This is a genomic window from Rhodococcus sp. DK176 (assembly GCF_038447315.2).
GTDB classification, from domain to species: Bacteria; Actinomycetota; Actinomycetes; order Mycobacteriales; family Mycobacteriaceae; genus Rhodococcus_F; species Rhodococcus_F jostii_A.
Window position 1 is genome coordinate 4,415,703 of the sequence record NZ_CP118321.2, and the last position, 24,472, is coordinate 4,440,174.

At 68.1% G+C, this 24,472-nt stretch carries 26 protein-coding genes and 3 tRNA genes; 13 read left to right on the forward strand and 16 right to left on the reverse strand.

Translation table 11 applies throughout. The features are described 5' to 3' along the window. Positions 1 to 78: 78 nt before the first annotated feature. The 3 genes from PSR88_RS20895 (at position 79) to PSR88_RS20905 (ending at position 4,370) form a co-directional block, all read left to right on the forward strand. Positions 79 to 879 (forward strand): glycosyltransferase, encoded by an 801-nt coding sequence (locus PSR88_RS20895; RefSeq protein ID WP_011596601.1) that lies wholly within the window; start codon positions 79 to 81, stop codon positions 877 to 879. 81 nt (positions 880 to 960) lie between these two features. Then, a complete protein-coding gene (locus tag PSR88_RS20900) occupies positions 961 to 2,850 on the forward strand; it encodes a glycosyltransferase (protein WP_016884447.1) in 1,890 nt (629 codons plus the stop codon). Beyond that, positions 2,847 to 4,370 (forward strand): glycosyltransferase family 39 protein, encoded by a 1,524-nt coding sequence (locus PSR88_RS20905; RefSeq protein WP_016884448.1) that lies wholly within the window; start codon positions 2,847 to 2,849, stop codon positions 4,368 to 4,370. The genes PSR88_RS20900 and PSR88_RS20905 overlap by 4 nt, the downstream gene beginning before the upstream one ends. On the opposite strand, the gene PSR88_RS20910 is transcribed toward PSR88_RS20905, so the two are convergent. The 6 genes from PSR88_RS20910 to PSR88_RS20935 all read right to left on the reverse strand — a co-directional run bounded on the left by PSR88_RS20910 (position 4,342) and on the right by PSR88_RS20935 (position 9,861). Then, positions 4,342 to 5,217 carry a class I SAM-dependent methyltransferase gene (locus PSR88_RS20910; RefSeq protein ID WP_029539696.1) on the reverse strand — a complete coding sequence of 292 codons (876 nt, stop codon included), beginning with the start codon at positions 5,215 to 5,217 and terminating at the stop codon, positions 4,342 to 4,344. The two genes, PSR88_RS20905 and PSR88_RS20910, sit on opposite strands and share 29 nt — an antisense overlap. Before the next feature lie 65 nt (positions 5,218 to 5,282). After that, positions 5,283 to 6,365: a ribosome small subunit-dependent GTPase A gene (gene rsgA / locus PSR88_RS20915; protein ID WP_016884449.1), complete on the reverse strand. Its 1,083-nt coding sequence runs from the start codon at positions 6,363 to 6,365 to the stop codon at positions 5,283 to 5,285. A gap of 173 nt (positions 6,366 to 6,538) precedes the next feature. Beyond that, a complete protein-coding gene (locus tag PSR88_RS20920) occupies positions 6,539 to 7,450 on the reverse strand; it encodes a glycosyltransferase (protein WP_009477186.1) in 912 nt (303 codons plus the stop codon). After that, a complete protein-coding gene (locus tag PSR88_RS20925) occupies positions 7,447 to 8,343 on the reverse strand; it encodes an ABC transporter ATP-binding protein (RefSeq protein ID WP_016884450.1) in 897 nt (298 codons plus the stop codon). The genes PSR88_RS20920 and PSR88_RS20925 overlap by 4 nt, the downstream gene beginning before the upstream one ends. A gap of 12 nt (positions 8,344 to 8,355) precedes the next feature. Then, entirely contained in the window at positions 8,356 to 9,228 is an 873-nt protein-coding gene (locus PSR88_RS20930) for an ABC transporter permease (RefSeq protein WP_012691162.1), read from the reverse strand. Positions 9,229 to 9,276: 48 nt separating this feature from the next. Beyond that, positions 9,277 to 9,861, reverse strand: coding sequence for a bacterial proteasome activator family protein (locus PSR88_RS20935; protein ID WP_029539697.1), 585 nt, complete (start codon positions 9,859 to 9,861; stop codon positions 9,277 to 9,279). A 133-nt stretch (positions 9,862 to 9,994) separates the two neighbouring features. Here PSR88_RS20935 and PSR88_RS20940 point away from each other — a divergent pair, with 133 nt between their 5' ends. Beyond that, entirely contained in the window at positions 9,995 to 11,197 is a 1,203-nt protein-coding gene (locus PSR88_RS20940; RefSeq protein WP_029539698.1) for a cysteine desulfurase-like protein, read from the forward strand. A 115-nt stretch (positions 11,198 to 11,312) separates the two neighbouring features. On the opposite strand, the gene PSR88_RS20945 is transcribed toward PSR88_RS20940, so the two are convergent. Next, entirely contained in the window at positions 11,313 to 12,308 is a 996-nt protein-coding gene (locus PSR88_RS20945; RefSeq protein ID WP_009477190.1) for an NAD(P)H-quinone oxidoreductase, read from the reverse strand. A 122-nt stretch (positions 12,309 to 12,430) separates the two neighbouring features. Between PSR88_RS20945 and PSR88_RS20950 the strand changes: the two genes are divergently transcribed. Further along, positions 12,431 to 12,913, forward strand: coding sequence for a MarR family winged helix-turn-helix transcriptional regulator (locus tag PSR88_RS20950; RefSeq protein WP_009477191.1), 483 nt, complete (start codon positions 12,431 to 12,433; stop codon positions 12,911 to 12,913). Positions 12,914 to 12,955: 42 nt separating this feature from the next. Further along, positions 12,956 to 13,043 (forward strand) — tRNA-Ser (locus PSR88_RS20955). A gap of 53 nt (positions 13,044 to 13,096) precedes the next feature. Here PSR88_RS20955 and PSR88_RS20960 read toward each other — a convergent pair. From PSR88_RS20960 to PSR88_RS20975, 4 genes are read right to left on the reverse strand one after another with little or no spacing between them, the layout of a single operon-like run. Beyond that, positions 13,097 to 13,459 (reverse strand): TfoX/Sxy family protein, encoded by a 363-nt coding sequence (locus PSR88_RS20960; RefSeq protein ID WP_011596609.1) that lies wholly within the window; start codon positions 13,457 to 13,459, stop codon positions 13,097 to 13,099. Positions 13,460 to 13,462: 3 nt separating this feature from the next. Further along, on the reverse strand, positions 13,463 to 14,254 hold the full coding sequence (locus PSR88_RS20965; RefSeq protein WP_016884452.1) for a VOC family protein: 792 nt from the start codon (positions 14,252 to 14,254) through the stop codon (positions 13,463 to 13,465). Between the two features lie 25 nt (positions 14,255 to 14,279). Continuing rightward, positions 14,280 to 15,263, reverse strand: coding sequence for a TIGR03086 family metal-binding protein (locus tag PSR88_RS20970; protein WP_011596611.1), 984 nt, complete (start codon positions 15,261 to 15,263; stop codon positions 14,280 to 14,282). Beyond that, a complete protein-coding gene (locus tag PSR88_RS20975; protein WP_237724202.1) occupies positions 15,263 to 15,577 on the reverse strand; it encodes an ArsR/SmtB family transcription factor in 315 nt (104 codons plus the stop codon). Before PSR88_RS20975 ends, PSR88_RS20970 begins: the two co-directional genes overlap by 1 nt. 94 nt (positions 15,578 to 15,671) lie before the next feature. On the opposite strand from PSR88_RS20975, the gene PSR88_RS20980 reads away from it, so the two are divergent. Next, positions 15,672 to 16,304 (forward strand): maleylpyruvate isomerase family mycothiol-dependent enzyme, encoded by a 633-nt coding sequence (locus PSR88_RS20980; RefSeq protein WP_011596613.1) that lies wholly within the window; start codon positions 15,672 to 15,674, stop codon positions 16,302 to 16,304. 250 nt (positions 16,305 to 16,554) lie between these two features. Further along, complete coding sequence (locus PSR88_RS20985) at positions 16,555 to 17,556, forward strand: alpha/beta hydrolase (protein ID WP_011596614.1); 1,002 nt, start codon at positions 16,555 to 16,557, stop codon at positions 17,554 to 17,556. Between the two features lie 9 nt (positions 17,557 to 17,565). Here the strand turns inward: PSR88_RS20985 and PSR88_RS20990 are convergent, their stop codons facing one another. Further along, the gene (locus tag PSR88_RS20990; RefSeq protein WP_011596615.1) at positions 17,566 to 19,266 is read right to left on the reverse strand and encodes a bifunctional metallophosphatase/5'-nucleotidase; all 1,701 of its coding nucleotides are present in this window, start codon (positions 19,264 to 19,266) and stop codon (positions 17,566 to 17,568) included. Between the two features lie 89 nt (positions 19,267 to 19,355). After that, positions 19,356 to 20,432, reverse strand: coding sequence for a histidinol-phosphate transaminase (gene hisC, locus PSR88_RS20995; protein ID WP_029539699.1), 1,077 nt, complete (start codon positions 20,430 to 20,432; stop codon positions 19,356 to 19,358). Between the two features lie 61 nt (positions 20,433 to 20,493). On the opposite strand from hisC, the gene PSR88_RS21000 reads away from it, so the two are divergent. The 3 genes from PSR88_RS21000 (at position 20,494) to PSR88_RS21010 (ending at position 21,528) form a co-directional block, all read left to right on the forward strand. Beyond that, complete coding sequence (locus PSR88_RS21000) at positions 20,494 to 21,219, forward strand: dienelactone hydrolase family protein (protein WP_011596617.1); 726 nt, start codon at positions 20,494 to 20,496, stop codon at positions 21,217 to 21,219. A 99-nt stretch (positions 21,220 to 21,318) separates the two neighbouring features. Then, positions 21,319 to 21,410: transfer RNA gene (locus tag PSR88_RS21005), tRNA-Ser, on the forward strand. A 45-nt stretch (positions 21,411 to 21,455) separates the two neighbouring features. Continuing rightward, positions 21,456 to 21,528 (forward strand) — tRNA-Arg (locus PSR88_RS21010). Between the two features lie 72 nt (positions 21,529 to 21,600). Here PSR88_RS21010 and PSR88_RS21015 read toward each other — a convergent pair. Next, entirely contained in the window at positions 21,601 to 22,074 is a 474-nt protein-coding gene (locus PSR88_RS21015) for an ArsI/CadI family heavy metal resistance metalloenzyme (protein ID WP_029539700.1), read from the reverse strand. Positions 22,075 to 22,167: 93 nt separating this feature from the next. Here PSR88_RS21015 and PSR88_RS21020 point away from each other — a divergent pair, with 93 nt between their 5' ends. After that, entirely contained in the window at positions 22,168 to 22,527 is a 360-nt protein-coding gene (locus PSR88_RS21020) for an Rv2640c family ArsR-like transcriptional regulator (RefSeq protein ID WP_016884454.1), read from the forward strand. A gap of 16 nt (positions 22,528 to 22,543) precedes the next feature. On the opposite strand, the gene PSR88_RS21025 is transcribed toward PSR88_RS21020, so the two are convergent. Continuing rightward, on the reverse strand, positions 22,544 to 23,017 hold the full coding sequence (locus tag PSR88_RS21025) for a hypothetical protein (protein ID WP_011596620.1): 474 nt from the start codon (positions 23,015 to 23,017) through the stop codon (positions 22,544 to 22,546). A gap of 86 nt (positions 23,018 to 23,103) precedes the next feature. Continuing rightward, positions 23,104 to 23,469, reverse strand: coding sequence for a YybH family protein (locus tag PSR88_RS21030; RefSeq protein ID WP_009477204.1), 366 nt, complete (start codon positions 23,467 to 23,469; stop codon positions 23,104 to 23,106). 100 nt (positions 23,470 to 23,569) lie between these two features. On the opposite strand from PSR88_RS21030, the gene PSR88_RS21035 reads away from it, so the two are divergent. Next, on the forward strand, positions 23,570 to 24,469 hold the full coding sequence (locus PSR88_RS21035; protein ID WP_016884455.1) for a LysR family transcriptional regulator: 900 nt from the start codon (positions 23,570 to 23,572) through the stop codon (positions 24,467 to 24,469). The last annotated feature ends 3 nt before the right edge of the window (positions 24,470 to 24,472 follow it).

Consider the following 24,472-nt stretch of genomic DNA (forward strand, 5'->3'; position numbering starts at 1 on the left):
TGTATCGATCGGGTGAACGTCGAGGACACGGACGCGGAGGGTGCCACGGACTCCGAGCCTACGAGTTAGGCTGCGCCCGTGCGCCTTTTCGGTTGTTCCCACGACCAGAAAGGCGCACGTGCGCCGAAGGCGCTGTCGGTCGTCGTCCCCGCCTACAATTCCGCCGCCGTCATCGAGCAGACCGTCCACCGGCTGGCCGAACGCCTGGCCGGTCACGACGTCGAGATCATCGTGGTGGAGAACGGATCCACCGACGACACCGCGGACATCTGCGGCCGCCTTGCCGCCGAGTGGACGCCCGGACCCGTGTCGCTCACCGTGCTGCGGAGCGAGAAGGGCATGGGCAACGCGTTGCGGACGGGAGCGGAGGCGAGTCGCGGCGCGCACGTGCTGCTGACCGCCGACGACCTGCCGTTCGGGTTCGACGACCTCGACGGCGCCGAGACGCTCGCCGGCCACGACGGCCGGCTGCCCGAAGTCGTGATCGGTTCCAAGGCCCACCCCGACTCGCAGGTGCAACGCGGCGCGCTCCGGGGAACCCTGACGTGGGGTTTCGCGGCGCTGCGCCGCGTGGTTCTCGGGATGCGCACCGGCGACCCCCAGGGCACCGTCCTGATGGACGGCGACCTGATGCGAAGACTGGTTCCCGACCTCGTCGAGCCCGGGTTCCTGTTCACCACCGAACTCGTCTACCTCGCGGAGCGGGCGGGCATCGTGCCGGTCGAGGTCCCGGTGCGTCTGAGCGCCGATCACGACAGCCACGACACCCGCATATCCAGGGGCGATGTGCTCGCGATGGGGGTGGGGCTGTTCCGGCTGCGGGCCCGTCACCGGGACGGAGGGCGCCTCGCATGGTCGGGGAGCACGTCGCGAGGTTGATACCCTGCGAACCGAGAAGAGGATCGTGCCGTCGCCGTGGCGCGGTCCAGCCCACCTCTCGCGGGGAACAGTAGGAGCACTATGAACGAGTCTGCGTCGGTAGCACCTGTGGACGGGAGCACGGCCGCGGTACGGAGTGCTCTCACCGAGCATCGCGCACCCGACCGCCTCGTGGTGGCGCGAGGTCTCTTCACGGGACCGACCACCCGGGTCAAGGACGACCTGTACGCCAGGATCGTCAAGGGCCGCGCCCACCGCGAGCGTTACGTCGTACACCTCGAGAAGGGTGCGACGGTCGACACCGACACGTACTTCGGCCGGTTCGCTGCCAGCTACTACCAGCGCTGGACCACGGTCACCGACGTGACCGTCGGGTTCCACCACGAGGCCGGCGGTCGGGCCGTGGTGGCGCTGCGCGGCTCCGATTCGGGCGGCAACTCGCGCATCCTCGCGACGACGGAGATCGACGGCTCGGGCACGGCGACGCTGTCCGCGAAGCTCGACGCCTACCTCGACGGCGGTTCCCTGTGGGTGGAGTTCACCGCCGTCGACGGCCCCCTCGCCGTGAGCGAACTGGAGTGGACCGTCGCCGCGCCGTCGGTGATCCGGCCCGCCGCGATCGCGATCTGCACGTTCAACCGCGCCGACGACTGCGCCGAGACCGTCGCCGCCATCGCGAACGACTCGACGATGGCATCCGGCATCGACGCCGTGTACGTGGTCGACCAGGGCAGCGACCACGTGTCGGACCGGGAGAAGTTCACCGAGGTCGCCGAGATCCTGGGCGACAAGCTCGTGTACCTGCGGCAGCCGAACCTCGGCGGGGCCGGCGGATTCACCCGCGGCATGTACGAGGTGTCGGGGATCAACGAGCACGCCAACCTGATCCTGATGGACGACGACATCCTGTGCGAGCCGGAGTCGATCCTGCGGATGAATGCGTTCGCCAACGTCACCACCGAGCCGACGCTCGTCGGCGCGCAGATGCTGTACCTGATGAACCCGGAGCACCTGCACGTCAGCGCGGAGGAAGCGGACCTGTCGAAGCTGAAGGCGGGACGTTGGGCGGCCGGGTCGCGGCACGACATCAATCTGCTCAAGAAGAAGCAGCACAAGCGCGTCGACGCCGGCTACAACGCGTGGTGGTCGTGCCTGATCCCGGCCGAGGTGGTCGCGCAGATCGGGCTTCCGCTGCCGATGTTCTTCCAGTGGGACGACATCGAGTACGGCATCCGTGCCCGCGCCGCCGGATTCGTCACCGTCACCCTGCCCAATGCCGGTGTGTGGCACGCGGACTTCCACTGGAAGGACCGCGACGACTGGGCCAAGTACTTCAGCATCCGCAACTCGCTGATCGCGGCCGCGCTGCACAGTGACTTCGACGCCAAGTCGCTGAGCAAGAGGATGACGCGGGAGATCACCCAGTACCTCGTGTCGATGCAGTACGGGTTGGCGTACACCATGATTCGCGGTATCGAGGACTTCCTCGAGGGCCCGAAGGTCCTCGAGGACGGCGGTCAGGCCGTGCTGGCGTCGATCCGTGAGGAGCGCAAGCGGTTCCCCGAAACCGTCAAGCACCCCGCGTCGAACATTCCCGGTGTCCGCAACTCCGACCTCGTCACCCGTTACGCCGGTTTCGAGCCGGACAAGAGCAGGATCGACCTCGTCCTCGCCAAGCGGGCCGCGTACCAGTGGCTCGGCCGCACCCAGCACGGTGTCGCGAGTATTCCTGTGGCCGAGGCGCACTGGTGGCACGTGTCGCTGTTCGACACCGCCGTCATCACCGACGCCTCCCAGTCCGGGGTGCGGGTGCGCCGCCGCGACAAGGAGACGGCCCGTGAGCTCACGGCCCGGACCGCGAAGCTGATGAAGCGGTTCCGCGAGGATGCGGCGTCGACGCAGCGCCAGTACCGGGATGCGTTGCCGCAGCTCACCAGCCGGGAGAACTGGGCTCGCCTCTACGGTAAGTGACGTCGGCCGCACCGTTGCAGGCCCGCGATGTGCGTGGGCTGCTCCGGGATTCGTTCCTCGTCTTCGCTGTCGGTGTGGTGCTCGGCGCGGCGTGGAGTTGGCGTCCGTCGTTCTGGTACGACGAGGTCGCGACGCTGTACTCGAGTCAGCGGTCCCGGCCCGACCTGTCGAATCTGCTCGGCCACATCGATGCCGTGCACGGGTTGTATTACGTCGGGATGCACTACTGGTTCGCGATGTTCGGTGCCTCGGAGTTCTCGGCCCGGTTCCCGAGCGCCCTGGCCGCGGGCGCGGCGGGCGCAGGGGTGGTGGTGCTCGGTGCGCTGATCTCGACCAGGCGGGTGGCGGTGCTGTCCGGGATCCTGTTCGTGATCCTGCCCAGCGTCACGTGGGCGGCCGGGGAGGCTCGCGGCTACGCGGCCACAGCTGCCGCCGCGGTCTGGCTGACCGTGATTCTCCTTGCGGCACTGAGGCTCCGGCGGCGGTGGCTGTGGGCGCTGTACGCCGCCGGCCTGGCGGTGTCGATCGTGTTGTTCGTCTACCTGATCACCCTCGTTCCCGCGCACCTGCTGACGATCCTTCTGCTGCGCGAGGTCCGGCGGTCCTGGCTCGGATGGGCGTCCGCCACGGCGGCGGGGGCAGTGGTCGCGGCGCCGTTCGTGGCGCTGGTGCGCCGGGAATCCGTCCAGGTGGCGTGGATCCCGCCGCTCGACGGGCACCTGCCGCGGGCCGTCGCCGAGTACCAGTGGTTCGTCGGCGCACCGTGGTTCGCGATGCTGTTCGCCGTCCTGGTGGTGGCCGGGGTGGTGGCGCTGGTGCGCGGTCGCCGTGTGCCCCCGGTGCTGTACGTCGCGCTGCCGTGGATCGCCGTGCCGATGGCGGCGTTGCTCGCGTATTCGCTCCTGCGCAGCCCGGTGTATCTGCCGCGGTACTTCACGTTCACCACGCCGGCGGTGGCCCTCGTCGGCGGACTCTGCCTGGCCGCCCTGGCCCGGAAGTGGTGGGAGTCCGCCGCGGTGCTCGCGGTGTTCGTGGTGGCCGCATCGCCGAGCTACCTCGACCAGCGCGAGCAGTGGGCGAAACCCAGCGGCATGGACTTCAGCACCGTCAACAGTTTCGCCGGGGAACACCTCCGCCCCGGCGACTGCGTGCTGTTCGACAAGCCGGCCTGGAACCCCACGTCGCTGCGGCTCGTGAAGAACGTGCGGCCGGCGGCATTCGACGGCACCCGCGACATCGGGCTCGGGACCACGGCCGCGAGCCGGGGGTCGCTGTGGGACGACGAACTCGCCGTCCCGGACCTCGCGGGCCAGCTCGAGTCGTGCTCCGTGGTCTGGTTCTTCACCGACTACGAACGCGACGCCGAGCGCGTCATCCGGCACACGTCCAACGAGGTGTGGACGCTGCCGCCGTACCACTTCGAGGACACCGAGGCGTTCGCGGCGCTCGCGCGGTCCGGACTGCGGATCGACGAACGCGCGACGTTCAACGTCACGCAGGCGGTGAAGCTGGTGCGGTGATCCGCACGACCACCTGCTCGTGGTTCGCGGTGTAGCTCAGGTACTCGAAGCCGACGCCGGTGCGGTCGACGAACTCCGCCCACGCCCGGTACTCGTGCTCCTGCCAGCCCGGGAAGTTGAAGAACTCGTCGAACACGATCACCGTGCCCGCGACCAGCCGGCGTTCGATCCGGTCGAGCACCGACTTCGTGGACGAGTACAGGTCGGCGTCGAGATGCACGAACGACACCGGTCCCGGATGCTTCTCCAGGAACCCCGACAGGGTGTCCTCGAACAGTCCGGGCACCAACTGGGCGCCCCGCACCTGCGGCAGATTCTCCTGCGCGAACTCCCCGGCCGGGAATCCGGTGCGCCACGTCTGCGGCAGACCGGAGAACACGTCGAACCCGAATACCTCGTGCTCGGCGTCCTTCAACTGTTCGACGATGATCCGGAGCGTGGTGCCCGACGCCACCCCGAACTCGAGGGCCAGCCCCTCGACCTCCACCTGCGACAGTCCGTAGCGCAGCGTGTCCTGCGGATTCCAGAACACGGGCGCCTTCGGCATGTGTTCGAGCACGAACGCCGCCGCCTCGTTCGTGGCCCGCACGTCCAGTGCCTGCGTGATGTCGCGGCGGGCCTGCTGCTCCAGTTCGCCGAGCCGCTGCTGGACGTCGGAGATCTCCATGCGGGCATCGGACAGCTCGGACAGCACCCGGGCGAGTTCCTGATTGGTCGCGCTCAGCTCTGCCAGGGTCTGGTCGTGCTGGTTCTCGGTGAGCTCACGGGACCGTCGATCCGACTCGGCCACCACCTCGGACATGGCACGTTGAAGCTTGAGACGGGCCTTTCTCCGAAGATCGAACATATACCCATGTTGCCAGTCCGCATCCCGGCTCACCGCTCGAACCGGGATGCGGTCGGACGCCCGTGTCAGTGACCGCGACTGCGGTAAATCTGACGTTGCCAGCGGGCGATGCTCTTCCACTCGCGTTCGCGTTCGGCTCGGAGCCTCGCGTCGGTGCGTGACGCGATCCACCCGTTCTCGCGAATCAGCTTGCGGTAGCTGGCAAGCCTGCGTTCGGGCAGTTCGCCGTGCTCCACCGCGCCCTGCACCGCGCAACCGGGTTCGGCCGTGTGGGAGCAGTCCGCGAACCGGCACCGCGCCGCGAGCTCCTCGATCTCGGGAAACGTCTTGTCGATGCCGTCGGACGTGTCCCACATGCCGACACCCCGCAGTCCCGGCGTGTCGATCAGGGCACCCCCGGAAGGCAGCGGCAGGAGTTCACGGTGCGCCGTCGTGTGACGTCCCTTGTGGTCGCCCTCGCGGACACGACCGGTGGCGAGCACGTCCTCGCCGAGCAACGCGTTCGCGAGCGTCGACTTGCCCGCGCCGGACGGTCCGATGAGCGCGACCGTCCCGTCGATGACGGCGGTGAGGACGTCGATGCCGTCGCCGGTGTCGGCGCTCACCGCGAGGACCGTCGCACCCGGTGCCACCGCCGCCACCTCCGCGGTCGCGGGGGAAACATCCTGCACGGTATCGGATTTGGTCAGCGCGACCACCGGCTGGGCGCCGCTCTCCCACGCCAAGGCCAGCAGGCGTTCGATGCGTCCGAGATCGAGGGCGGTGTCGAGTGCGGCGGCGATCACCACCGTGTCGACGTTGGCCGCGAGGAGCTGGCCCTCCGACCGGCCGGACGAGGACGATCGGACGATCGCGCTGCGCCGGGGGAGCAGGTCGGCGACGGCGATGTCGTCGCCGTGACGGTGGAGTGTCACCCAGTCGCCGGTGCAGAGCGTGTGCTCGCCTGCGAGCGCGCGGACGATGCCCGCGGGCGTCGCGACGTCGCAGCGACCGCGGTCCACGCGGATCACCCGACCGGGCTCCCGACCGTCGGCCGGGTAGTTGTCGAAGGTGTCGGAAAGTGTGTCGTTCCAGCCGTAGGGCAGGAGTTGTCCAGGGTCGAACATGGTGGGTGTGATCCTCGGGTCGATGACCGCCGACCGGACCACTGCGCGGGTTCGGTCAGGCGAGGGGGAAGGGGGAGTGGACGCACACGACGTCGACCGACGAGACAGTCATCGGACACTCACTCCTTCGCAGCACATCGAGATCGAAACACAGCGAGATCTTTCGACCGGAACCCCACGATGCTCCCACCCGGCGGAACCCGGGCGCAACCGAATTACGGGCGCTCGAACCGTTCCTGGCGGCCCAGCTTCCGCAGCCGCATCCACTCCCTCAGACCCTGCGGATCACGCCGCGTGACGAGGAAGTACCACCCGAACCGCACCCATTCCTGCGGCAGCAGCTTCCGCATGCCCGGCTGGGACAGCAGATAACCGCGGTTGCGGTACGTGAAGAACCGCTTCGTCTCGTTGTCCGGATACTGCGTGTGCATCCGGCCGCCGAGGATCGGCTTGAACTCCTCCGCGCCGTTCGGGTGCACGTACGCCGTCTGCAGGCAGGTGCCGAACGGCAGCCCCGACCGCACCAGCCGGCGATGCACCTCCACCTCGTCGCCGCGGACGAACAGACGCAGGTCGGGAACGCCGACCGTGTCGATCGCCGACGCGCGGAACAGGGCGCCGTTGAACAGCGACGCGATACCCGGCAGCAGGTCGGCGGAGTCGTCGCCGTCGGCGAACAGTTCGGAACGGAGCCGTCGCCACTCCACCCCGCGGCGCAGGGGGAACGCGAGTCGGTCGGGGTCGTCGATGTCGCAGACCACGGGGGAGACCTCGGCCAGCCCGTGCCGCTGCGCGCAGTCGAGCAGCGTCTCCAGGACCTTCGGTCCTTCGGGCCGTCCGTCGTCGTCGGCGAGCCACACCCAGTCGGCGCCGAGCGAGAGGGCGTACAGGATGCCCAGCGCGAAGCCGCCCGCCCCGCCCAGATTGTGCTGCGAACCGAGGTAGCTGACGGGGATCCCGGACGATTCGACGAGCTCACGCACGTCGTCCTCGGCGGCGTTGTCGACGACCACCAGATGGTCCAGCGGACGCGTCTGCGAGCCGAGGACCTTCAGCGATTCCGCCAGCAGTTCGCGGCGCTTGTGGGTGACGACGACACCGACGATCCGCTCGGCAGGAGCGCTCACGCGGACTCCGCCTCGGCTTCCGCGGCCGTACGAACGGGACGCTCGTTCGATCTGTCGCTACAGGCGTCCCGTTCGGCCGAAGCGGTGACCCCGGACTTCTCCCGGTCCAACTCGTAGATGACGTGGCGGACGTGGTCGGCGGCGTCGTCACCCTCGTACGCGCGGACGACGTCCTCGATGCCGCCCTGCTGCCGGATCCGACCGTGGTCGATCCACATGGCCGTGTCGCAGAGCTGGGCGAGGAATTCGTTGGAATGGCTGGCGAACACCAGGATGCCGGACCGCTCCACCAGCGCCTGCAGACGCACGCGCGCCTTCTTCATGAACTCCGCGTCGACGGCGCCGATGCCCTCGTCGAGCAGCAGGATCTCCGGGTCGATGCTGGTGACCACACCCATCGCGACGCGCACGCGCATACCGGTGGAGTACGTGCGCAACGGCATCGACAGGTACTCGCCCAGCTCGGTGAACTCGGCGATCTCGTCCATCTTCGCGAGCATCTGCTTGCGGGTCTGCCCGAGGAACAATCCGCGGATGATGATGTTCTCGTAGCCGGAGATCTCGGGGTCCATGCCCACACCGAGGTCGAAGACCGGGGCCACACGGCCGCGGATGCTCGCGCTGCCGCGGGTGGGTTCGTAGATGCCGGACAGCAGCCGCAGCAGCGTCGACTTGCCGGCGCCGTTGTGGCCGACCAGGCCGATCCGGTCGCCTTCCTTCAGCGACAGATTGATGTCGCGCAGGGCCTCGACCACGACGACGTCCGAGTTGTTGCGCCCGATCGACCCGCCGGCCTTGCCGAGGAACGCCTTCTTCAGAGACCGGGACTTGGCGTCGAAGATCGGGAAGTCGACGCAGGCGTCCCGCGTCTCGATACTCACATGCTCTGTCATTACTTCAGACCCCTAAACCCAGTAGGGCACACGGGCCCGGTACTTGCGAAGCGCGAGGATGGCGGCGGCCCACCCGACGACGGTGATGGCCAGCACGATGTACCAGTGGTACGCCTGCTGATCCTGACCGATCATGGGCGCGCGCACGATGTCGAGGTAGTGGAACAGCGGGTTCAGCTCGGCGAGCTTGACGCGCTCGGCGGCCTGTCCACCCTGCGCCTCGAGGCTCTGCGTCGTCCACATGATCGGTGTCAGCACGAACAGCAGCAGCGTCATGCTGCCGAGGATCGGCGCGATGTCCCGGTACCGGGTGGAGAAGATGCCGAACATGATCGACACCCACGCCGCGTTGACGACGATCAGCGCGATCGCCGGAATCGCGGCCAGCGACATCCAGGTCAGGTGCCGCCACACGCCGAACGCGAACAGCATGATCACGTAGATCACCAGGTTGTGGGCGAACAGCAGCAGCTGCCGCCACACCAGCCGGTAGACGTGGACGCTCAGCGCCGACGGCAGCTGTTTGATCAGCCCCTCGTTGGCGATGAACACCTCGGATCCCTCGAGGATGCTCGCGCTGATCAGGTTCCAGACGATCAGACCCACGGTGACGTACGGCAGGAACTCGTCCAGCGGGATGTCGAGCAGGGCGGAGTACAGGATGCCCATCGCCGCGGCCTGCACGCCGGTCGCGATCGTGATCCAGAACGGGCCGATCACCGACCGGCGGTAGCGCTGCTTGATGTCCTGCCAGCCGAGGCTCAGCCACAGCTCGCGCTGAGCGAAGCCGTCCCTGAGGTCCTTGAACGCGCGACGGAAGGTCTGCGAGTCGGACGCCGGGAGCGGGCCGCCTGCGGCCTCGGTTTCGATAGCGGATGCTGACACGGGCACCGAGCCTACCGGGAGTCGAGTTCCATGCTGTTTCGCCCGTTGCTACAGGTACTGGCCGGTACCGCTCGACTGCGACCCCGGATCGGGATTGTGCGCCCCGTGCGGGTTGCCCATGCTGATGCCCGGAGGCAGTGCTCCCTGACGCATCTGTTCGAGCTGGGAGCGGGCCGCCATCTGCTGGGCGAACAGGGCCGTCTGGATGCCGTGGAACAGTCCTTCGAGCCACCCGACCAGCTGCGCCTGCGCGATGCGGAGTTCGGCGTCGGTGGGGACGGTGTCGTCGGTGAAGGGCAGGGTGAGGCGTTCGAGCTCGTCGCGCAGTTCGGGGGCGAGGCCCTGCTCGAGCTCGTGGATCGACGACTTGTGGATCTCCTTCAGCCGGTTGCGGCTGGCGTCGTCGAGCGGTGCGGCGCGCACTTCCTCGAGGAGCTGCTTGATCATCGTGCCGATGCGCATGACCTTGGCCGGCTGCTCCACCATGTCGGCCACCGACTCCGTGCCGTTGGCGTTCGCGTCCGCGGCGGATCCGGAGCCCTCGGGCTTGGTCTCGGCCTCGGCGACGGGGATGGCCATGGGCTGACCGTCGGGGCCGATCACAACGACGTGTTCATTCTCCGAGTTCGTCATGCCTCCATCTTGGCTGTTCCCGGTCGGCAGTGCGAAGGTGCGTCCGATTTGGGCCCATTCCACCTTTGTTGCACTCCACAACAATCGATGGCTGGCTTCGACCGTATTGACTTGGGGTCTTAGAGTGTCGGGCATGGCTTACGACGTTGCCCGCGTTCGGGGACTCATCCCCTCACTCGGCGACGGTTGGATCCATCTCGATCCGCAGGCCGGCATGCAGATTCCCGACGCGGTGTCGCGCACTGTCTCCACGGCCTTCCGGGCGTCTGCCTCTTCGTCGACCGGGCGACATGTGTCCAGTCGGCGCAGTGCGGCGGTACTCGATGCGGCCCGAGCAGCCGTCGCCGACCTGGTCGGAGGCGATCCCGCCGGGGTCGTGCTCGGACCCGACCGATCCGTTCTCCTCGCCTGGCTGGCGGAGTCGCTGAGCACGCGACTCGGCCTCGGCACCGGGCTGGTGCTCTCCCGCCTCGACGAGGAAGCGAACGTCGCGCCCTGGCTCAGAGTCGCCAGCCGCTACGGCGCCCAGGTGCGGTGGGCGGAGGTCGAGATCGAGACGTGCGAACTTCCCAGCTGGCAGTTCCAGGACCTCATCACCACCACGACGCGCCTCGTCGCACTCACCGCCGCATCCCCGATCGTCGGATCGGCGCCCGACGTCCGCGTCGCCTCGGACCGCGTCCACGAAGTCGGGGGACTGATGGTCGTCGACGCGATCGGCGCGGCCCCCTACGCGCACGTCGACATCAACGAACTCGGAGCGGACGTCGTCGCCGTCGGCGCCACCTCCTGGGGCGGGCCGCAGGTCGGGGCACTCGTCTTCCGCGACCCCACCCTCCTCGACCGCATCCCCGCCGTGTCGCTCAACCCGTATGCGCGGGGTGTCGAACGTCTCGAGGTCGGGGTGCACCAGTTCGCGCTCCTCGCCGGCCTCACCACGTCGATCGACTTCCTCGCGAACCTCGACGAATCGGCCACCGGTTCCCGGCGTCAGAAACTCGAGACGTCCATCAGCTCGCTGCAGAATTACCAGGACACCCTGTTCGACCACCTCATGTCCTCGCTGAAGCGGCTGCCGCAGGTCATGGTCATCGGGCGCTCGCCCAGCCGGGTTCCGACGCTCAGCTTCACCGTCGCCGGAGTCTCGGCCGACAAGGTCGCGTCGCACCTCGCCGACAAGCGCATCGCCACCGTCAGCGGCGTCCACGGCGGCTCCCGGCTGCTCGACGCGCTCGGCGTCAACGACGAAGGCGGCGCCGTCACCATCGGTCTCGCGCCGTACACCACCCGTCACGAGATCGACCAGCTCGTGAACGAGCTCGCCACCCTGGGCTGAGCCGGCCGCCGGCTTTGCCCGCTGCGCGCCCGCTGCCCCGCCGCGCCCAATGTGACATTCGTTCCGTTGGAACGGACGAATGTCACATCGGGCGACGACGGCAGCAGGCAGACCGTCAGTTCCGCGGGATCGTCAGGATCACCTTGCCGACGGTGTCCGCCGAGTCCAGCAGTTCGTGCCCGCGCGGAGCCTCGGTGATGGGCAGTTCCGCCGCGACGATGGGATGGACCGCGCCCTCCGCGATCAGCGGCCACAGCCGCTTGCGGACGTCGGCGACGATGTCGGCCTTGCCCTCGTGTCCCGACTCGGCCCGCCCCCGCAGTCCGGCCGCCGTCACGTGGCCGCGCTTGGACAGCAACTTGCCGAGGTCCAGTTCACCCTTGCGGCCGCCCTGCATGCCGATGACGACGAGCCGGCCGTCGGCGGCGAGCACGTCGACGTTGCGGTCGAGGTATGAGCCACCCATATTGTCGAGGATCACATCGGCGCCGTGACCGTCGGTCGCCTTGCGGATCTCCTCGACGAAATCGGCTTCGCGGTAGTTGACGAGGATGTCGGCGCCGAGTTCGCGGCAGCGCGCCAGCTTCTCCTCGGAGCCGGCGGTGACGGCCACGCGGGCCCCCAGCGCAACGCCCACCTGGATGGCGTGGGTGCCGATGCCGCCGCCACCGCCGTGCACCAGCAGCACGTCACCGCGGGACAGTCCGGCGCCCATCACGACGTTCGACCACACCGTGCACGCGACCTCCGGCAGTGACGCGGCGACGAGCAGGTCCACCCCCTCGGGCAGCGGGAGAAGCTGCGACGCGGGGACGGCCACCTTCTCCGCATATCCGCCGCCGGCGAGCAGCGCGCACACCTGGTCGCCGACGGACCACCCCGACACTCCCTCGCCGAGTTCGGCGATCGTGCCGGAACATTCGAGCCCGAGGACGTCGCTGGCTCCAGGCGGCGGGGGATAGAACCCCTGACGCTGCAACAGGTCGGCGCGGTTGACGGCCGTCGCGGCTACGTCGAGGAGAACGTGACCGGGTGGGAGTTCCGGGTCCGGCTGCTCCGCCCACTTCATGACTTCGGGGCCGCCCGGTTGATCGATCGTGATCGCATACATGGGGACGACGCTAGCGAAATGCGTCGGCGCCCGGTGGATGTGAGCGATTACAGCGGTCCCTCGGCATTCCCGGGGACCGCACGCTACTGGAAAGTAATGTCGCACTACTAGACTGTGAACCTGTGACAGCAGAAACCTCCGACGCCGAAGCCGCGACCAACTGGTTGACCCCGGCCGAGATGCGCGCCTGGCGCGGGTACATGGACGGCAACCAGCGGCTGATGGACGTCCTCAACCGGGATCTGCAGGAGAAACACGATCTGTCCCTCGCGGATTACCGCATTCTGGTGATGCTGTCCGAGTCGCCGGACGGTTCGCTGCGCATGAGCGACCTCGCGGACGGCGTCCTGTCCTCCCGCAGCCGCCTCACCCACCAGATCCGGCGGATGGAAGCGCAGGGCATGGTCACCCGCGACACGTGCCTCGAAGATGGCCGCGGGGTGCTCGCCGTCATCACCGACGAAGGTCGCGCCCGGCTGGCCGAAGCGGCCCCCACCCATGTGGCCGGGGTGCGGAGCAACCTCGTCGATCTGCTCACCAAGTCTCAGTTGAAGGTTCTCGCCGAGGTGTTCGAACGCGTCGACAAGGCCATCGGCGACCGCTGACCGGTTGCCCGCCGACGCCTCTCTACCGATAAGATCGCCCACGGAAGCGTGGCAGAGCGGCCGAATGCACTCGCCTTGAAAGCGAGCGTCGTGAAAGCGACCGGGGGTTCAAATCCCTCCGCTTCCGCCAACGACCGGCAGCCCTGATCTGGTTTCTTCCAGGTCAGGGCTGTTGTCCTCTCTCTACCTCGTCCGGGGTTTCGGCCGCTTCGGCGGCAGTGCGCCGATCTCGGCGATCGCGCGTTCCACCCACGGTGTGGCGCGGTCCGGGGTGTCGCGCCACCGGTCCGGCAGGGCCAGGTACTCGCGCAGCGGCTTTTCTCCCGGACCGAACGGGCCGACGCCGTCGGACGACGCCAGCTCGTCCCTCGCCTGCTCGGTCAGGAATCGCACCCCGACTTTCGGTCCGAGGAGTCCGGCGAACATGTTGCCGTTGACGAACGCGCCCAGGTTGCCGAACATCGGCTTCACCTCGACGCCGGGGGTGTCGGGGATCAGCGACCGGAAGAACTGTTTGTCCTCCTCGGAGGGTCTGGGCATCTTCACGGTCTACTGATCCTGACGTTCCTCGGGCGTCATGATGCTGAAGATCGCGCCCTGCGGGTCGGTGACCGCGGCCATGCGACCGACGGTGGGGATGTCCATTGCTTCTTCGACGATCGTGCCGCCGAGTTCGACGGCCTTCGCGGCGCTGGCGTCGACGTCCTCGACGGCGAAGTACACCCGCCAGTGGTTCGGGGTGCCGGGCTTCATCGGCTCACCGCATCCACCGACCTGGTCGTCGCCCACCTCCAACAGCGTGTAGGTGTACTCCGGTCCCATCGGCATCTTCGACGACGTGATCCCGAAGACGCTGTTGTAGAACGCGAGCGCCGTGTCGACGTCGTCGGTGTTCAGTTCGTTCCACAGGCAGGCGCCCGGGTCGCCGACGAGGGTGGCGCCGATGTGCTTGTTCGCCTGCCACAATCCGACGGCCGCCCCGGTGGGGTCGGTGACGAAGGACATGCGGCCCGCTTCCCCCACGTCGAACGCGGGCATCAGAACTTGGCCGCCCGCGCCGGGGACCTTCGCGACCGTCTCGTCGACGTCGTCGACGGCGATGTAGGTGTTCCAGTTCGCCGGCGCCCCGGCCGCTGCTGCATCGGGTTGTAGTGGCGCGATGGCGGCGACGTTCTCGCCGCGCACGGTGGCCATCGAGTAGACGGGGCCTTCGGGCATCGGCCGGTCGTCGTATTCCCAGCCGAGTAGTTCCGCATAGAACTTCTTGGCGGCGTCCTGATCGCTGGTTTGGAGGTCTACCCAGTCCGGTGTTCCCTGGGCGTATTCCGACTTGATGGGCATGACTGGACCTTTCCGTGTGAGGTGTCTAGGCCGCCGGGACGGGGCGGCGACCGGTGTAGGCGATGAGCCGGGTGACCGCGTCGCTGGTGTGCGGGGCGGGTACGGGGTCGTCGAACCCGACGACCTTCCTGCCTTCGGGCGTGATGATCTTGTGTGTCAGCGACAGCACGTATTCGGCGAGAGGCTCGGATACGGCCACCTCGCCTCCGATCGCGACTGCGAAATCCCAGGCGTGGACCAGGAATTCGATCGAGAGGATGCCCGCGGCGACGGTGGCGGGAGGGTGGTTCGTCCCGATCGTCACCGTGCCGTCCAGGCCGCGACTGCGCCACGCCTCCAGCGCGGGTTGGGCGAGGTCGGCGATTCTGGCCTCGACGGGTTTGCCGGGGTCGTCCTCGAACGTCGCGCCCGCCGCGCCGCCGAGGGCCGTGATCGAACCGACGAGGTGGTCGGCGAGCTGCGAGACGGTGAACTCGGCGCATGCCGTCTGCTTGGACATGTCGGCGGCCGTGACGTCGCGCAGGACACGTTGCACGACGGCCAGTGTCGCCTCGGCACTGGACAGTTCGTCGAGTGGATCGGGCACGGCCGCCCACTCGTCGGGTCCGGCGTCGCTCTTCTGCGCGGCGGCGACGAGACGGTCGAGGTAATGGTTCCAGCCCTCCGCGTGGCGGACGGCCTGTTCGTCGGTGAGTCCGTCGTGCACGAGTCGCACCTCGGTTCCACCGGCCGTGGGGGTGAGCGTCACCGTCACGGTGGACGATCCCGGTGGGAGTTCGTCGTCACCTTCCCAGCCCCATGTGTACACCACCCGCTTGCCGGGCACGACCTCGCGGAACGTGCCCGCGGCCGAATGTCCGGGAACGACGGTCCACCGGTACTCGCCACCGGCCTGCAGGTCGACGCGGGCCGCGACGGTCTGCCAGCGCCGCAGGCGTTCCGGTCGGGTGACGAGGTCGAACGTGGCGTCCGGGTCGAGCGGGACGACGACGGTCTTGTCGAATGGCATCAGCTGTCTCCTTTGGAAGCTGCTTCCTCGGTGGCGTCCGCGACGAGGCGGTCGAGTTCGTCGATCCAGAAGGAATCGAACAACGCGCGCAGTTGCGCGAGTCCCTGTGGGTCGAGCCGGTAGTACCTGAAGCGTCCGTCCTTGCGCGGAGTGACCAGCCCGGCCTCGGTGAGCACCCGGAGATGTTGCGATATCGCCGACCGGCTCGCGGGGAAGTGTGCGGCGAGATTGTTGACGGTCTGTTCACCTGATGTCAGCAGTTGCACGAGGCGTCTCCGGGTGGGCTCAGCTGCGACTTCCAACTGATCGAGCACGACCAATACGTTAGTCGTGACTAACGCGTTGTGCAATGGATCTCGCCGCAGCGGTCGTGAGGTGGGAGAATTCATGGCGACGAGGGAGTGAGAAATGACAACGTCAAGCCCCTGGCCCACGATTCACGACGAACGCCGCGCACTGGTGGACGACCTCGAACCGCTGACCGACACACAGTGGTCGACGCCGTCGCTCTGCGAGCGGTGGACCGTGCGGGACGTGTTCGCGCACATCACGGCGACGGAGAAGATGACGCCGCCGAAGTTCGTCGGAAAACTCGTCGGGTCGGGATTCCGGATCAACACCATGTTCGAGAAGGACATCGCACACGAAGAGGAAGGAACACCGGCGGAGTCACTCGACGAGTTCCGGGCGCACATGGGTGACTCCACGCATCCGCCCGGCCCGATCGACGCCATGCTGGGCGAGATCATCGTCCACGCCGAGGACATCCGCCGACCGCTCGGCATCGCACACGAGTACCCGATGGACGCGGTCGTCCGCGTCGCCGACTTCTACAAGGACTCGAACCTGCTGATCGGGTCGAAGTCCCGGGTCGCGGGGCTGACGCTGCGGGCGACCGACACCGACTGGTCCACCGGATCGGGGCCCGAGGTCTCCGGCCCGATGTTGGCGCTCGTGCTGGCGATGACGGGTCGCCGTGCCGCGCTCGACGAACTCAGTGGCGACGGTCTCGACCAGCTGAAGTCCGCCCTGTCCAAGTAACGGCAAGGCATCCACACACACCCCTTCTGCGTAGCCGCACTCGTATCAGGCCCGGAAGGGGTGCGGCTGCGTGAAACGGGTGCGTCTGCCGAGGCGGATGAGCCGGGACGACCGGCGGCGGACCGTGATGACTACAACCCGATCACGCCGGAGCACACAGCTGTCACAAAACCTCTAAGCTCTTGTTGACCGGACGCATTTTGTACTGTGCAATCGGGGTCCACACAGTCCGGGGAAGAGGGATTTCTTTATGCGTCGCGAAGCATTGGCTGCCGTCGGTCTGGCAGTGTCACTGACCCTCATGGGGCCGGCGTTCACTGCTGTGGCCGATCCGGCGCCTGCTCCGGTCGCGCCTCCGGGAAGCGGCGTCGCGAGCGTCGACAAGATCGTGCCGCTCACCGACACCCGTAGTGCCGTCTTCATCAATTCCCCCGCCATGGGCCGCGTCGTGCAGGTGCAGGTGCTGCACCCCGCCGGTGGCGGGTCGAGGCCGTCGCTGTACCTGCTCGACGGGGTCAGCGCGGGCGCCGAGTCGGACTTCCGGGAAAGCACCTGGACGCAGAAGACGGATGTGGTCCAGTTCTTCGCCGACAAGAAGGTCAACGTGGTGCTCCCGGTCGGTGGCACCGCCAGCTACTACACCGACTGGCAGCAGCCAGACCCCACGCTCGGTGTCAACAAGTGGGAAACGTTCCTGGCCAACGAACTCCCGCCGATCATCGACAAGAATTTCAGCGGCAACGGCGTCAATGCCGTCGCGGGTGTGTCGATGGGCGCGATGGGCGCCGCCAACCTCGTCACCCGGCACCCGCAGCTCTACCGCGGGCTCGCCGCCTACAGCGGATGCCTCGACAACACCCAGCCCAGCTCGCGGGACTCGGTGCGGGGCACGGTGGCGTTCAAAGGCGGGAACCCGGCCAACATGTGGGGTCCCGACACCGATCCGGCCTGGACCGCACACGACCCCTCGGTGAACGCCGAAGCCCTGCGCGGCAAGCAGATCTACATCTCGACGGGCAACGGGCTTCCCGGACCGTACGAGATCAGCGGCGACATTGCGTCCACGATCGCGGTGGGCGGACCACTCGAGGCGGCGGCGAACGTCTGCACGCAGACGTTCCAGCAGCGCCTGACCCAGCTCTCGATCCCGGCGACGTTCATCTACCGCAACTTCGGCACGCATTCGTGGCCGTACTGGCAGGACGAACTCCGCACGTCGTGGCCCGTCCTGAAGGGCGCGCTCGGCGTCTGACCGGCGTCTCTAGCCGACCACGGTGATCCGGTCGGTGTTCGGCGGCGCGACCGGTGACTTCGTTCCCAGATATGCCGTGAAGGCGTCGAGGTCGCAACCTGCGTGCACGGCCTCGGCGCGGGTGCGGAAGGCGTCGAAACCGTCGCCGCCGTCGGCGAGGAACTTGTTGACGGCCACCCGGTAGGTGCCCTCGGGAACGACGGCGTCGCCGTTCACCCGGATGTCCGAGATGCGTTCGCCGACAGTCGCCGAGCGGTTCATGGTGTACGTCAGCGAATTCGACGGGGCGAGGATCCGCTCCGTGATCGTGCCGTCTCCGCGCGGCTGGAACTGCTGCTCCAGGGCAGTTTTCAGGGTCGCGCCGGTGACCGCCAGGACCTCGAGGGTATTGCCGAAGGGTTGGGCGGCGTAGGTCTGCCCGTAGGTGACGGCGCCGTCCGGGCCGCGCAGCAGATCCTCGCGGAGTCCACCCGGGTTGGTGAGTGCCACCTGGGCGCCGTGCCCGGACCCCGCAGCCAGCTGGGCGTCGGCGACGACGTTACCGAGGGTGGACTCGCCGCTGCCGGTGTCGTCGCGGGTGAGGTCGCCCGACAACGACGCCACGCGCGCCGCACCGATCTCGGAGGCCTGGGCGGCGGCGCCGTCCGCGAGCGCCTGGATGTCGGGGTCCGACGGGATGTCGTGGGTGACCACCTGATTGAACGCCGACGCGCGGTCACGCAGGACGTCGCGGGTAGTGCGGTCGATCGACACGTCGACCACCGAGACGATGCGCCCGTGCGACGCGCCCTGCATCATGACGCGCGGGTTCCCCATCGGGTCGGGAAACGAGCAGTTGTACTGCTGGTGGCTGTCGGCGGTGAAGATGACGTCGACCTTCGGGGACGCCCGCAGCGCGAGGTCGCGAGCGGGGCCGGATGTCACCTCGCACGAATTGGGACCGTTGTCGGCGACGGGTTCGGCTCCCTTGTGCATCAGCAGCACGATCGCCCGCACGCCGAAGAAGTCGAGGAGATCCGCCGTCCGGTCGACGGCCGCGAGTTCGTCCGTGAAGCGCAGCCCTCCCACCCCCTCCGGGGTCACCATCGTCGCGGTGTCGGCGGGCATGGTCGCGATGACCCCGACCGGGATTCCCTCGACGTAGTCGACGGTGAACGGCAGGGTCGCGGGCGCGCCGTCGTCGAACTCCATGTTCGCTGCGAGGAGCGGAAAGTTCGCGCCCTCGAACGTGTTTCCGAAGCGGCAGCCGTCGGTGGGATGGCAGCCGCCGGTCTGCATCCGCCGGAACTCCGTGTATCCCTCGTCGAGTTCGTGATTGCCGATCGCGGACGCGTCGACGCCCATCCTGTTGAGCAGCTGCACGGTCGGTTCGTCGTGGAACATCGCGGATTCGAGTGCCGACGACCCCCAGCTGTCACCCACGGAATACAGCAGTGAATGCGTGGCCTGGCCGCGCAGCTGATCGACGTACGCGGCAAGGTAGGCGGCACCGCCGGCCGGGACCAGTGAGCCGTCGGCGTGCTTCACCTGACTGCGGACGCCGGGCGGCGGTTCGAGGCTGCCGTGGAGGTCGTTGAAGGCGAGGAGCCGGACGGAGACCGCGGTGTCCTGCGCCTGCGCCACGGACAGCCCCGCCGTCACCGAGATCGCCAGAGCCATCGCCAGTCCGGCAGCCGGCACGGCAGTGCGGAGCGCGGCGCGGCGACGCATGTGGGGGCTCCCTTCGGCAAAACCTCACTGAGTCTGCCAACAAGGAGTCACGGGCGTTATACCCGTGGGTAACGTTTACGTCTCGAGCGTTACGCCCGGACCGCGACGTTCGCGAGCGAGCGTGCCTCGGTGCTCGTCGCGAAGGCGAGGAACGCGTCGTTCTCCGCGGGATCGCCGATCGTGATCCGTACCCCGTCGTCGCCGTACGGGCGCAGCAGCACACCGGCCTCGGCGCTGGCGGCGGCGAACGCCCCGGAGTGGGCGCCCAAGGGGAGGTAGACGAAGTTGGCGGCCGATTCGGGCACCTCGTACCCGGCGGCGAGCAGAGCGTCGCGTACCCGCTTCCGCTCGGCGACGACGCCGTCCGTGCGTGCCAGCAGTTCGCCGGACGCGGCCAGCGACGCGATGGCGGCGGCCTGCGCGACGGCGTTGACCGCGAACGCGATGTGCACCTTGGTCAGCGCGGTGACGACCGCGGGATCGGCGACCGCGTACCCGACGCGGATGCCGGCGAGGCCGTAGGCCTTGGAGAACGTGCGCAGCACCACCACGTTGGGGCGTCCGCGGAACAGTTCGATGCCGTCGGCGTCGGACCGGTTGTACTCGAAGTAGGCCTCGTCGAGGGCCACCAGGACGTCGGCGGGGACGGCGTCGAGGAACCGCTCGAGTTCGGCCTTCGTCAGCGCGGTGCCGGTGGGGTTGTTCGGGTTGCAGACGAAGATCAGCCGGGTGCGGTCGGTGATCGCGGCCAGCATCGCGTCGAGGTCGTGACCGTGGTCGGCGGTGAGCGGAACCTTGACGGGCGTCGCCCCGGCCACCTGCGTGACCACGGGGTACGCCTCGAACGACCGCCACGCGAAGATGACCTCGTCGCCGTCGTTGCAGGTGGCCTGCACCAACTCCTGGCACAGGCTCACCGAACCGCAACCCGCGGCGATGTTCTCGGTGGCCACCCCGAGGTGGTCGGCGAGCGCCGCGATCAGGGCGACGTGACCGTTGTCCGGGTACCGGTTGGCGTTGGCGGCGGCGTCCGCGATCGCGTCGCGCACACTCGGCAACGGGCCCAGTGTGGTCTCGTTGCTCGCCAGCTTGATCGCCCCCGGAAAGTTCTTGCCGGGGATGTAGGCCGGAATCGTCTCGAGGTCTGCCCTGGTTCGCGGAGTCACCAGGCGATTATGCGCCTCCCGATCCACTGCGCCGACGCCCCCTTCGTGCCAAGGTAGGGACATGTCGGGATTCTTCAGGGACAGTGCAGCCCTGCGGACGTCCGGAGGCGCGCCGGAAAGCCCTCAGCTGCGTGTTCCGCTCACCGCGGTGGAACCGGACGGTCCGGCGCGGGGCGGGATCGTGGTCCTGCACGAGTCGCGTATCTTCAGCGAACCTCTCCTCGATCTGATGCACTCGCTCGCGATGGAGGGGTGGGTGACGGTCGCGCCGCACCTCTTCCACCGGGACCCGGCACCCAGCGATGTCGAGGTGTTCGGCGACGCCCTGTTCGCCGACTTCGACGCCACGTTCGACTGGCTGCTCGCGCGAGGGATCTACGCCGACTGCGTGGGCGTGCTGGGTTTCGACGACGCCGGGACCGCCGCCCTGCTCGTTGCCACGACGCGTCCGGTCGGCGCAGCCGTGAGTGTTGCCGCCCGCGGGATCGTCGAGCCGCTGTCGGAGGACGCGCCCGCGCTGGTGCACGCCGCCCCCGACCTGAAGGCCCCGTGGCTCGGTCTGTACGGGGAGGACGATCCGTCCACGCCGCCCGATCAGGTCGAGCTGCTGCGCGACGCCACCGCCAAATCCGACGTCGCGGGGCTCGTGGTGAGTTACGCCGGGCTCGCGCACCGGGCCGACGAACCGCCTCAGGTGCCCGACGGCAGGGACGACGACCCGGGTGCCCAGGCCATCGTCGACGCACAGCGGCGGATCTTCGACTGGTTCGACAGCCACCTGCGATAAAGCGGCCATCCTTACGCTCTGACCAGCCGTTTTGCCTTTGTGGTGGAAAGGTGTGTAATCTTTCGCACCGGCGGTCCGAAGGGATCGGAACCACCCCAGGGAGGCGTGCCAGAGCGGCCGAATGGGACTCACTGCTAATGAGTTGTCCCTTTTACGAGGGACCGGAGGTTCAAATCCTCTCGCCTCCGCCACACCGGGCCTAGTCGGCCGGTGCAAGCTAGACAACTGAAGAACATGCGCCCGTAGCTCAACGGATAGAGCACTTGACTACGGATCAAGAGGTTAGGGGTTCGAATCCCTTCGGGCGCACAAAGAAACCCCGTCAACTGCAGTAATGCAGGTGGCGGGGTTTCTCTTTGTCGCGATCCGGCCCGTGGCCGCCTAGCAGCAGGACGTTCCCGCGGAGGCCTTCGCCCCGTCCGCGGCGGTGCCGCAGCAGGTGGCTCCCTCGGCATCGGGGTCGAGGTGCCGAGGGCTCGACCCGAACGTGTCGGAGTCGGCGAGCACGGTGTAGACCTCCCACTTCTCGCCGGCGGGGCCGGTGACCCACACCTTGTCCTGGGTCGCGAAGCAACAGGTGGTGCCGATCTCCTCGTCGGTGAACAGGCCTTCCCCGGTCAGCCGTGCGATCTCCTCGTGCACCCGGGCGCTCGATTCGACCTCGACGCCGAGGTGGTTGACGGTGCCGCCCTCGCCGGGGTTCTCGATCAGCACCAGCTTGAGGGGTGGCTGCGCGATGGCGAAGTTCGCGTAACCAGGCTTCAGTTTCGCCGGTTGTGTATCGAACAGTTTCGAGTAGAACGTGACTGCTTCCTCCAGATTGTCGACATTGAGGGCGAGTTGGGCGCGGGACATGACAACCTCCACCTGTGTGACATATGTCGAATTGCTTGCACTCATAGAATCCCACCTTTTTGACATATGTCAAGAAGCTGGGAGGATGGAGCCATGCCCAAGACGTTGCCGGTCGTAGATGTCTCCGCGCCGATCTGCTGTGCGCCCGTCTCGGCCGCCCCGATGACCGACGAGGCCGCCCTGCACCTCGCGCTGCGCCTGAAGGCGCTGGCCGACCCGGTCCGCATCAAGCTGATGTCGATTCTGCTGACCGCGAGCGACGGCGAGGTGTGCACGTGCGATCTCGCGACCGGCGTGGGCCTGTCCGAATCGACCGTCAGTCACCATCTCGGCCAGCTGAAGAAGGCGGGAATGGTCCAGTCCGTCCGCCGCGGCATGAACGTCTTCTACAGTGCGCGGGCGGACGCCCTCGACGCGCTGCGGGTGGTCCTCGACCCCAACTGCTGCACCTGACACCGCCCGGGATCGGTCACGACGTTCGCGTGCTCGATTCGAGACCGATCGTGGTGGTAGTCGAACCGAGGCCGATCCGTGGCCAGCCTGCGGTGACCGCGATGAATCCCGACGTGGGTATCGCGTCCAGCCAGTAGTGCGGTTCGGTGCGGTACTCGGGCGGCCCGCTCCGGCACGGCTTCGCCGCCGCCGCCGGATGGTACGGATCGGCCTCGCCTTCGACGTCGTCGACGCGCGCCCGCACCGACAGATAGGACCACCGCGTCGAGGGATCGTCGGGGTCGGACAGCGGGCGGGTCTCGTACTGCGCCAGCTCCGCGGGCCTGCCCGTCGCGGTCAGGGCCATCCGGAGGTGGAGGCCGTCCGGAAACGCCACCACCTCGAACAGCTCGAGCGTGAGATGGTCTTCGGCCGTGAGGAGCAGGGGGCCGTGCACCCGGTGTCCTCCGGTGGTGGGTGGTGCTACTGCCGGCCAACGCGGTCTGCGCATGACCCCTATAGTCCCACCGATCCGAATGCAGATGCAATGGTGGACAACGAAGTTCATGCCGTGTAGGGGTCGGTGCAGCCGCGACCTCAGCGGGTGGGCGGGGCGAACTCCGGCTGGTCGAGCAGTCGGAGCCAGCTTCCGTCCGGTTGCCTGCGGACGACCTGCGCCCGCGCGCCGGATCCGTCCTTGGGTGGCGTGGACGTGAGGGCGAGGTCGTCACTGATCAGCGTGGGGAGTGGCGCCTCCGGTTCGAAGTGCGGCGCGTTCGCGAGCACCGACTCCCACAACTTCTGGATGGCTGCCCGGCCGACGGTCCGGCTGCCGGGGGGATACGCCATGACGGCATTCTCCTCGTACAGGGCGGCCACTCCGGCCGCGTCGCCGGCGTTGCTGCGCTCGACGAACAGTCGGGTGAGATCTTCGGGGTTCAGGGCCTTCTCGTAGTCGGACACGGGAATCCTTTCGTGGGTGAACGGCTGTCACATACCAGAGTGGTGTCGCCTCAACCGGAAGTCCAACAGATAGTTCTGCTGAATACTAGAATTTCTGCTTATGGAACTGAGGCAGCTGGAGTACTTCGTCGCGGTCGCCGAGGAAGCGAACTTCACCCGTGCCGCGGAACGCGTCCACATCAGCCAGTCGGGGATCAGCGCGCAGATCCGGCAGCTCGAGCACGACCTCGGCGCCACGCTGATCGACCGGTCGAGCCGGACGGCGACGCTCACGGCCGCGGGAGAAGCGGCGCTCGTGCACGCCCGCGCGGCCCTCGCCTCGGCCGACGCGATGCGGCAGGCCGTGGACGACGTGAACCAGCTGATCCGGGGCCGGCTCGTCGTGGGGATGGTCACCGCCTGCACGGTGAAGCCGCTGTTCGACGCGCTGTCCGCGTTCCACGTCGCGCACCCCGGGATCGAGATCACGCTGACCGAGGACAGCTCCGACCGCCTCGTCGAACGGGTTCGCGCCGGTGCGATCGATCTCGCCCTCGTGGGCACCGCGACCGCCCCGCCGGACGGGTTGGATGCCTTCCCGATCATCAGCGAGGGGCTGGTCGCGGCCGTGCCGGCCGGGCATCCGCTGGCCGGGCGTTCCCGCGTCACCCTGGCCGAAGTCGGCGACCATGCGATCGTATGTATGCCGACCGGAACGGGGATCCGAACGGTTTTCGACCAGGCGTGTGCGGCCGCCGGCCTCCGCCCCGACATCGCGTTGCAGGCGAGTGCACCCGACGCCGTCGCCGACCTCGCGATCCGCGGACTGGGGGTCGCGATCCTCAGCGAGTCGATGGCGACGGATTACCGGGGGCGGTTGACGGCGGTCACACTGGACGACGTCGACATCCCGGCCGTGCTCGCGCTGGTCTGGAAGAGTCTCGCGGGTCCGGCGCTCCGCGAACTCGTCCTGCACACCCGCCGCACTTTCGGGGAAGTGCCGGCCGCTGTCGGCCGGTGAATC